The sequence below is a fragment of the Cupriavidus phytohabitans genome, from assembly GCF_017815025.1.
Lineage (GTDB): Bacteria > Pseudomonadota > Gammaproteobacteria > Burkholderiales > Burkholderiaceae > Cupriavidus.
This window is the reverse complement of sequence record NZ_JAGIQB010000105.1, coordinates 1-7,699: the sequence shown is the minus strand read 5'-3', so window position 1 is coordinate 7,699 and position 7,699 is coordinate 1. Positions and strand designations below refer to the sequence as shown.

8 protein-coding genes are annotated in these 7,699 nt (G+C 67.3%); 6 read left to right on the top strand and 2 right to left on the bottom strand.

Features of this window, described 5'->3' with window-relative positions:
* The first annotated feature begins 202 nt into the window (after positions 1-202).
* Positions 203-1,798 (top strand): 3'-5' exonuclease family protein, encoded by a 1,596-nt coding sequence (locus tag J8I34_RS32565; RefSeq protein WP_209778081.1) that lies wholly within the window; start codon positions 203-205, stop codon positions 1,796-1,798.
* A gap of 120 nt (positions 1,799-1,918) precedes the next feature.
* Positions 1,919-2,386 (top strand): hypothetical protein, encoded by a 468-nt coding sequence (locus J8I34_RS32560; protein ID WP_209778084.1) that lies wholly within the window; start codon positions 1,919-1,921, stop codon positions 2,384-2,386.
* Positions 2,387-2,460: 74 nt separating this feature from the next.
* Here J8I34_RS32560 and J8I34_RS32555 read toward each other — a convergent pair whose 3' ends face one another.
* Positions 2,461-3,432: a pyridoxamine 5'-phosphate oxidase family protein gene (locus J8I34_RS32555; RefSeq protein WP_209778086.1), complete on the bottom strand. Its 972-nt coding sequence runs from the start codon at positions 3,430-3,432 to the stop codon at positions 2,461-2,463.
* Positions 3,433-3,490: 58 nt separating this feature from the next.
* Positions 3,491-4,141 carry a glutathione S-transferase family protein gene (locus J8I34_RS32550; protein WP_029047220.1) on the bottom strand — a complete coding sequence of 217 codons (651 nt, stop codon included), beginning with the start codon at positions 4,139-4,141 and terminating at the stop codon, positions 3,491-3,493.
* Between the two features lie 99 nt (positions 4,142-4,240).
* Here J8I34_RS32550 and J8I34_RS32545 point away from each other — a divergent pair, with 99 nt between their 5' ends.
* The 4 genes from J8I34_RS32545 (at position 4,241) to J8I34_RS32530 (ending at position 7,239) form a co-directional block, all read left to right on the top strand.
* Entirely contained in the window at positions 4,241-5,143 is a 903-nt protein-coding gene (locus J8I34_RS32545) for a LysR family transcriptional regulator (RefSeq protein ID WP_209808315.1), read from the top strand.
* An 87-nt stretch (positions 5,144-5,230) separates the two neighbouring features.
* Complete coding sequence (locus J8I34_RS32540) at positions 5,231-5,572, top strand: VIT1/CCC1 transporter family protein (RefSeq protein ID WP_245176309.1); 342 nt, start codon at positions 5,231-5,233, stop codon at positions 5,570-5,572.
* 182 nt (positions 5,573-5,754) lie between these two features.
* Entirely contained in the window at positions 5,755-6,441 is a 687-nt protein-coding gene (locus J8I34_RS32535; protein WP_209808314.1) for a TetR/AcrR family transcriptional regulator, read from the top strand.
* A gap of 123 nt (positions 6,442-6,564) precedes the next feature.
* Positions 6,565-7,239: a histidine phosphatase family protein gene (locus tag J8I34_RS32530; RefSeq protein WP_029047224.1), complete on the top strand. Its 675-nt coding sequence runs from the start codon at positions 6,565-6,567 to the stop codon at positions 7,237-7,239.
* Positions 7,240-7,699: the final 460 nt, after the last annotated feature.

Sequence of the window (7,699 nt, the reverse complement as noted above, 5' to 3'; positions counted from 1 at the left end):
TTCAGCAATCTTTTTTTGCTGCAGTCAGCGCGCCAACTTCGCCGCGCCAACCCTCCCGGTCGACCCCGCAACCCTTGTCAGTGCTGCCTTGCAGCGCCGCGTTGTGTTGCGAGGGGGCGAATATTAAGGGACGCCGAGGGGCTTGGCAAGGGGTTTCTGAAATCTTCTTCGTGCCGCCATCGCAGGCGCTTAAAATCGGCTGATGCCGGACATGCCCACTTACCTGCCGTCGCGCATGCCCGCGGACGGCAAACACTTTGCAGACGCCCTGGCGCTCGCCGCGGCGCTGTCGCGCCCGATCGTCTTTGTCGACCTGGAAACCACCGGTGCCGACGCCCAGCGTGACCGCATCACCGAGATCGGCGTCGTCGAGGTCGGCCCGGACGGAATTATCGAATGGGACACGTTGCTGGACCCCGGCATCGGAATCCCGCCGTTCATCCAGCGCATGACCGGCATTTCCGATGAGATGGTGCGGGGCCAGCCCACGTTCGAGTCACTCGCCGAGCCACTTGCCGAGCGCCTGCAGGGCCGTCTTTTCGTGGCCCATAACGCCCGATTCGATTATGGCTTCCTGAAAAACGCCTTCCGGCGCGCCGGCGTCACGTTCCGTGCGGATGTGCTATGCACGGTACGCCTTTCGCGCTCCCTGTACCCGTCGGTAGAACGCCATGGCCTCGACGCGCTGATCGCCCGTTTCGGCCTGACGCCCAAGGGCCGGCACCGAGCCCTGGCCGATGCCGAGCTGCTATGGCAGTTCTGGCAAAAGGTCCACGACACCTATTCGGTCGAGTTGGTCGAGTCCGCGGTACGCTCCCTGGTCCGCCGCGCCAGCCTGCCGGCCGGCCTCGACGAGACCGCACTGGAAGACGTGCCTGGCACCCCCGGTGTCTATATCTTCTATGGCGACGACGACGTCCCGCTATACGTAGGCAAGAGCGTGCACCTGCGCCAGCGCATCGGCGCCCATTTCTCGGGTGACTACCGCTACGGCAAGGATATGCGGCTGGCGCGCCTGGTGCGCCGGGTAGAGTGGCGCGAGACCGGCGGCGAGACCGGCGCGCTGCTGCTCGAGGCCAGACTGGTCAAGGCGATGCAGCCTGTCCACAACCAGCAGCTGCGCAGCAATGCCCGGCTCTACGCATGGGAGCTGCCGCCGCAATTGCCGGTGCCGCGCCTGCGCACCAGCCGCGACACTGATTTCTGCCGGCATCGAGATCTGTTCGGAGCCTTTGGCAGCCGCGGCGCGGCTGAGGCGCGCTTGCGTGCGCTGGCCGAAGAACACGGATTGTGCATGGCCACGCTGTCACTGGAAAAGACCACGCGGCGGGGCAACCCCTGTTTCGCGCGGCAGGTCCACCGCTGCGCCGGCGCCTGCATCGGCGCCGAGCCGTCCGCCGCGCACCGCGCCCGCCTGGCCACCGCACTGGCGCCGCTGGCGCTGGTGCCGTGGCCTTTTGACGGTCCGGTGGCATGGCGCGAGGAGCATGCCGGACGCGCGTGGTGGCATGTCGCCAACGACTGGTGCTATCTGGGTTGCTCGGCCACGCTCGACGAGGCCCGCGTGCTGGCCGTTGCCCCGGCACACTTCGACCTGGACACCTACCATATCCTGGCCCCACGCATGGCACAGTGGATGCCGGAATCGGTCCCGCTGCCGATAGCGAGCCTGTTCGAACTGACCCCGCCGGCCATGCCGCAGGATGCGGTGCGGCAGGTGCGTGCCGCATCGGGGACCGCCCCACGCAGGCCAATCCGCGTGGCCGGTCAGCATGTCCTGGATCTGTTCGCCGACTGAACCGCGCCGCCCCTGCCCCATGTGTGGGCTGGCGCGCAATCCGTGCTTGTGGGCAAGAGCGCCCTTCCGTTAGTCTCGACGGACCGCCCTTGCCGCCGGGCGCGCCGATGCGGAGTGTCCATGCCTGCCAAATTCTTCCGTCCTGCCAAAACGGCCCGCGGCGCCGCGCGGGTGCGAGCGTGCCTGGCCGTTCTCTGGGCCGGGGCCTTCACCGGCGCGTGTGCCGGCCTGGGCGGCGGCGCCATGCAGGACATCTTCGACTCCTGGAAGAACGTCTCTGTCGACGAGGCCAAGCGCCAGTGGGGCCCACCCCAGGCGGTTCAGGCGATGCCGTCCGGCACCGCCTATGTCTGGAACGAGACCATCCCGGCAGCCCGCGCGCCAGGCAGCGGCCCCCGCGATGCCGGCATGGAGCGCACGCCGACGCCGGGCCATTGCCAGCGCAAGCTGATCGCGGGCCCGGACGGCATCGTCATCGGCGGCGAATGGAGTGGCGATGCCTGCTGCCTCAGCACGCTGGTCGGCCACTGTGCCGCACTGAAATACCGCGGCGCGGCTGACCGGCGGCCCGGCGGCCCGGCGCCTTGAGGCACTGCGTAAGCAGCGGGATCGAGTCCGCCATCATCTGAGCCTGCCCGCCCACCGCGGAGCGGGCGCGCCGCTCAGGCCGCCGCCCAGGCGCCGGTGGCAGCCAGTACCGGCGAGTATTCGCGCAACTGCCAGCGCAGCGGCAGCACTGACTGCCGCCGCACCACCCGCTCGACATGCAGCCGCACTAGTCGCTCCGCGCCGGCAAATGCCGCCAGTTCGGCGCCGTCCCAGATCACTTCGGCATGCCCGCCGACATGGAGTAGCGCGCCTGCGGCAAAATCCGGCACCACCAGGCCGGCGCGCGGGTTCTCCAGCAGGTTGCCGACGGTATTGAAGAAGTTGTTGCCGTTGAAATCCGGGAAGGTGAGCGTGCCATCGCCGTCCACACGGATAAAGCCCGGCTTGCCGCCGCGGTGCGACACATCGACGCCCCCGGTGTGCTCGCCCTCCTCCGGCAAGGCAGCATGGCTGGTGGCAATGAACAGCGTATCGGCCGCCCGCAGCCAGGCTGCCGCATCGTCGTCCAGCGCAGTGCCATGCCAGGCCGGCATGGGTGCCGCTGGCAGGGCCGCGGTGGCTTCGCGCAGCTGGATATAGCGCGGGCAATTGCCGAAGCTCTGCTCGACTTCGACCGTGAACCCGCGATGGTCGCGCGCGACGATGATGCCGTTCATCCGGTTGCGCCGGCGCGTGGCGAGTTCGATGCCAAGCAACCCAATGCGCGCACCGTGCTCCAGTGCCTGCTCCAGCGGATCGCTGGGGAGCGGCAAGGCGTCGAGGCGCAAGTGCGTGGCATCGGGGCTGCAAGCAAACCCCGGCGCGCCGAAGAGCACCGATGCCCACGGCAGGCCGCCGGCATCGACCGCGCCGACCAGCAGGAATGGCAGCTGGGCAAAGAAGTCGCGATGCTGTTCGGGCATTTCGCCGCGGATCACGCGCGCGCCGGCCGCCGCCATGCGCTCGCGCTTGCCGGCGCGCTCCTGCGCGGCCAGTTCCCCGGCGTGGAAAGGCAGGCCGGCATGCGGCCAGACGGGCAGTTCCATGATGGACTCCTTGGCTGATGCAGCCGGCGTTCGCGCGGCGGCGTCGGGTGGTGCGGCCTCAGGCAGCCAGGCCAGCCCGGGATACGATCATCGGCACGAAGCCGGGCAGCGCCTCGATGCGGCGCAACCACGCGTTCAGGGCAGGATACGGCGCTAATGGCACGTTGCCTTCTTCGGCGCGGGCAATGTAGCTGTAGGCGGCAACATCGGCGAGCGTGGCATGGGCGGCTGCCAGGAATGGCTGCTCGGCCAGCAGGGACTCCATCAGCACGAAGAGCCGCTGCGCCCGCGCGATGGCGTCATCCAGCGGCACCGGCCGGCCGAACAGCACGCCCAGCCGCGCTGCGGCGGGACCGAAGGCAATCTCGCCGGCGGCCACCGACAGCCAGCGCTGCACGCGCGCGGCTCCGACCGGGTCGCGCGGCAGCCAGCGGCCATCGTCATAGCGCGTGGCCAGGTAGACCAGGATCGCGTTGGAATCGCCAAGCACCACGCCATTGTCATCCAGCACCGGCACCTGCCCGAAGGGGTTGAGCCGCAGGAACGGCTCGCGATGCTGTTCGCCGCCGCGCAGGTCGACATCGACCAGCCGGTATGGCAGTCCCAGCAGCGACAGGAGCAGCTCGGCGCGATGCGCATGGCCGGACAGCGGCGAACGGTAGAGAACGAGCGGAACACGGGGCTCGGCGGGATGGTTGGCGGCTTGCATGACACGCTCCTCGTTGGGTTGGGATAGCAGGATTCTGGACGCGAAACGCTATGCAATAAATGGGGCGCCTGATATTTGACTACTCCGGAAATCGGAGTAATGTGTGGCGCCATGGACAAGCTTCGAGCCATGCAGACCTTCGTTCGGATCGTCGACGCGGGCAGCCTGACGGCGGCCGCGGCGACGCTGCACACATCCCTGCCTGCGGTTGTGCGCACGCTGGCCGCGCTCGAGTCCGAGTTGCAGGTGCGGCTGCTCAACCGCACCACGCGGCGGCTGTCGCTGACCGGCGAGGGGCGCAGCTACCTGGACAGCTGCCGGCGCATCCTGGCCACGATCGATGAGGTCGAGGCCGGCCTGACCGCCAGCCATGTCGAGCCCAGCGGCCAGCTCACGCTGACCGCGCCGGTGCTGTTCGGGCAGATGTACATCGCGCCGGCGGTCACGCGCTTCGTGCTGCGCTATCCGCGCGTGCGCTGCCGCATGGAATTCACCGACCGCGTGGTGAACCTGCTGGAAGAAGAGCTCGACGTCGGCGTACGCATCGGCCCGCTGGCAGATTCAACGCTGGTGGCACAGCCGGTCGGCCATATCCGGCGCGTGGTGGTGGCCACACCCGCCTACCTGCGCAAGCATGGCACGCCGCGCCACCCCGACGACCTCGCGCGCGCCAATTGCGTGCGCTTTACCGGCAATGCCGCGCACTGGTGGACGTTCCAGGAAAACGGCAAGCCGTTCCAGGTGCAGGTGACGGGCAATCTCGAGTTCAACCAGACCGCGCCGGCCGTTGCCGCGTGCGCGGAAGGCGCCGGCTTCGGCAATTTCCTCTCGTACCAGGTGGCGCAACTGGTGCAGGCGCGCAAGCTGCGTATTGTGCTCGAGACGTTCGAGCAGCCGGCCTGGCCGCTGTCGCTGATCTATCCGCATGCGCGCTTGCTGCCGGCGCGCACGCGCGCATTTATCGACTGGATGCGCGACGACCTCGGTCCGCGCTTTCGCTGAGACGTCGACTCATGCCCCTGACCAGCGTCCCCACTCCGAGCGGCTTCGGTGCCCGCTTGCGGCGCCTCATCCACCGTCCCAGGGGCAATGCGTTGCGCGCAGCGCGCCACGCTCGATACGTTTGCGCGCGACGTGCTTGGCATCAACCCGCAGGAGCGCGGCGGCAACCCGCTGCAGGCCGCAGTGATCTCCTTTGTGCTGTACAGCAGCGGCGCGCTAGTGCCTCTGCTGCCCTTCCTGGTGACAGCCGGGCCGTCAGCTCAGTTCGGCAGCATCATTGCCTGCCTCTGCGGACTTGGCCTGGTCGGTTGGGGAACGTCGTCATTCAACGGCAGGCCGGGATGGTTTTCGGCGCTGCGGCAGATCCTGATCGGCGGCATGGCCGCTTCGTTCACATACGGCCTCGGCATGGTATTCGGCTCGCTCTGATGCAGCCCGCCAGTGCATTCGCGACGCGCCGCGACGCGGCGCAACGCGCATGCGTGCCATGCGCACAGGTGTGGCCACCCACCCGTTCGCAGCGGCCGGCCACCCGACAAAAGCCTTGACGCCGCGCGGCGCGCACCGGTATTTTTCAAAAGCGAATCCGAATTCGAGTACGGAATATCCCTATGTCAGCGACGTCGTCCGGCCTTTCGGCCACCTCTTCCTTTCCCCGTATCGACACGCCTTCGATCCTGCAGCCGCCGCGGCAGCGGCGCGCGCGCGAGACCGAGCAGGCCCTGCTCGGCGCGGGCCGCGAACTGCTGGCGAAGCGCGATTTCGCCGCGGTTTCGGTAGCCCAGATCGCGGCCGCGTGCCAGGTGTCGGTGGGCGCCTTCTATGGCCGCTTCCGCGACAAGATGGCTTATTTCGAGGCGTTGCGCGCGCTGGTCATGGAGGAAACGTCGGCATCGATCGACCGCTACCTCGCGCAGGAGCGCTGGGACGACGTGCCGACCAACGTGCTGCTGGACAAAGCCGCGCGCTTCATGGTGCTGGGCACGCTCGCCAATCGCGGCGTGATGCGCGCTTCTCTGCGCCACGCCTCGACAAAGCCGGAGGAATGGCAGCCGCACCGCCAGAGCGGCGAAGCGATCGTCGAGCGGATGGTGCAGTTGCTGGTGCCACGGCTGTCGCTGCAGGCGGATATCGCCGAGTTGCGTGTGCGCTTTGCCATGCAGGCAGTCTTCAGCGTGCTGGTCAATGCGTTGCTGAACGACTCCGGGCCGCTGCATCTCGACGATGAACGGATGATCCCCGAACTGAGCCGCATGATGGCGGGGTACCTCGGCGTCACTGACAACGCCCAGGGTTGAGTTCGCGCGGTAATGCAGCGCGTCCATGGCCGCTATGAATTCCGTAGTGCTTGCTTGGCGGCGGAGCAAGGCCTCTCTAGAATGCGTCCACGCTGACTGCAGCTACGCACACTGAGACCGCACATGGCCACGCTTTTCCTCGTCCGTCACGGACAAGCCTCGTTTGGCGCCGCCAACTACGATTGCCTGTCGGAGACGGGCCGCCAGCAGGCCCGCTGGCTGGGCGAATATTTCAGCGAACGCGGCTTGCGCTTCGCACGCGTGGCAGCGGGCAACCTGGTGCGGCAGCAGGACACCGCGCGCGAGATCCTGGCCGCGATGGGCCAGCCGCAAGCGGAAATTGCCACGCATCCGGGTCTGAATGAATACGACGGCGAGGCGCTGTACCGCTGCCACACCGGCGGCGCCGACCACCGCGCCCACCAGAACGGCGACTACAACGATTACTGGCGCACTTTCCGCGCCGCGTACCATGCCTGGACGCAGGATGGCCTGGCCGACATGACGGAAAGCTGGGCCGATTTCGGCACGCGCATTGCCGATGCGCTGACGCAAGCGTGTGAAGGCACCACGCGTGAAGACGCGATCCTCGTGGTCAGTTCCGGCGGCGCCATCGGTCGCGCCACCGCCGACCTGCTCGGTGCCCCCGCAGCTACTGCCATCGAAATGAACCTGCAGTTCCGCAACACCGCGTTCTGCGAGATCATCGTCGGCCGCGGCGTGCAGCGCTTGCTGAGCTTCAACAATATCCCGCACCTGGACCGGCCGGAACGCCGCGACGCGCTGACCTTTGCCTGACAGCCGATACACAGGCGCCACGCGCAACAACGACAAACCCGCCTGACGGCGGGTTTTTTCTTGTGTGCCGAGCATGTCCAACAGCTCGGGGGTGCAAGTCCCCTATCCAACCTGATGGTGGTGAAGGATTAGTGAAGCGCAAGGGCGTCGTCGCGAGGCGGGGTCTGAAGGAAGCGTGGAACAAAGCCACGACCTGACGAACAGAAACCAGATACGAGGCCTACCTGGCTGGACGAGCGAGCAAGTGATCGCGAAGTCCATAGCCATCAAGAGCCGGGATGGTAAATCTGGCAGGTGTGTGGTGAAGGCGGTTGGAATTACCTCGGGAGGCCTGCTTGGTGTCCTGAAATCAGGACTGAATGACTCGCAAGGGCCATTGACCGCTAGGCAGGAGTCAGCATAGGGCATAGTACGGCGGCGACGCCGGAAGGCCTGAACGGAATAGAGCGGCAAGTAAGCC

What these genes read in the sequence shown, in the direction of transcription:
- J8I34_RS32565 (WP_209778081.1), top strand. Translation starts at nt 203, where the DNA reads ATGCCGGACATGCCCACTTACCTGCCGTCGCGCATGCCCGCGGACGGC.
- J8I34_RS32560 (WP_209778084.1), top strand. Translation starts at nt 1,919, where the DNA reads ATGCCTGCCAAATTCTTCCGTCCTGCCAAAACGGCCCGCGGCGCCGCG.
- J8I34_RS32555 (WP_209778086.1), bottom strand. Translation starts at nt 3,432, where the DNA reads ATGGAACTGCCCGTCTGGCCGCATGCCGGCCTGCCTTTCCACGCCGGG.
- J8I34_RS32550 (WP_029047220.1), bottom strand. Translation starts at nt 4,141, where the DNA reads ATGCAAGCCGCCAACCATCCCGCCGAGCCCCGTGTTCCGCTCGTTCTC.
- J8I34_RS32545 (WP_209808315.1), top strand. Translation starts at nt 4,241, where the DNA reads ATGTGTGGCGCCATGGACAAGCTTCGAGCCATGCAGACCTTCGTTCGG.
- J8I34_RS32540 (WP_245176309.1), top strand. Translation starts at nt 5,231, where the DNA reads ATGCGTTGCGCGCAGCGCGCCACGCTCGATACGTTTGCGCGCGACGTG.
- J8I34_RS32535 (WP_209808314.1), top strand. Translation starts at nt 5,755, where the DNA reads ATGTCAGCGACGTCGTCCGGCCTTTCGGCCACCTCTTCCTTTCCCCGT.
- J8I34_RS32530 (WP_029047224.1), top strand. Translation starts at nt 6,565, where the DNA reads ATGGCCACGCTTTTCCTCGTCCGTCACGGACAAGCCTCGTTTGGCGCC.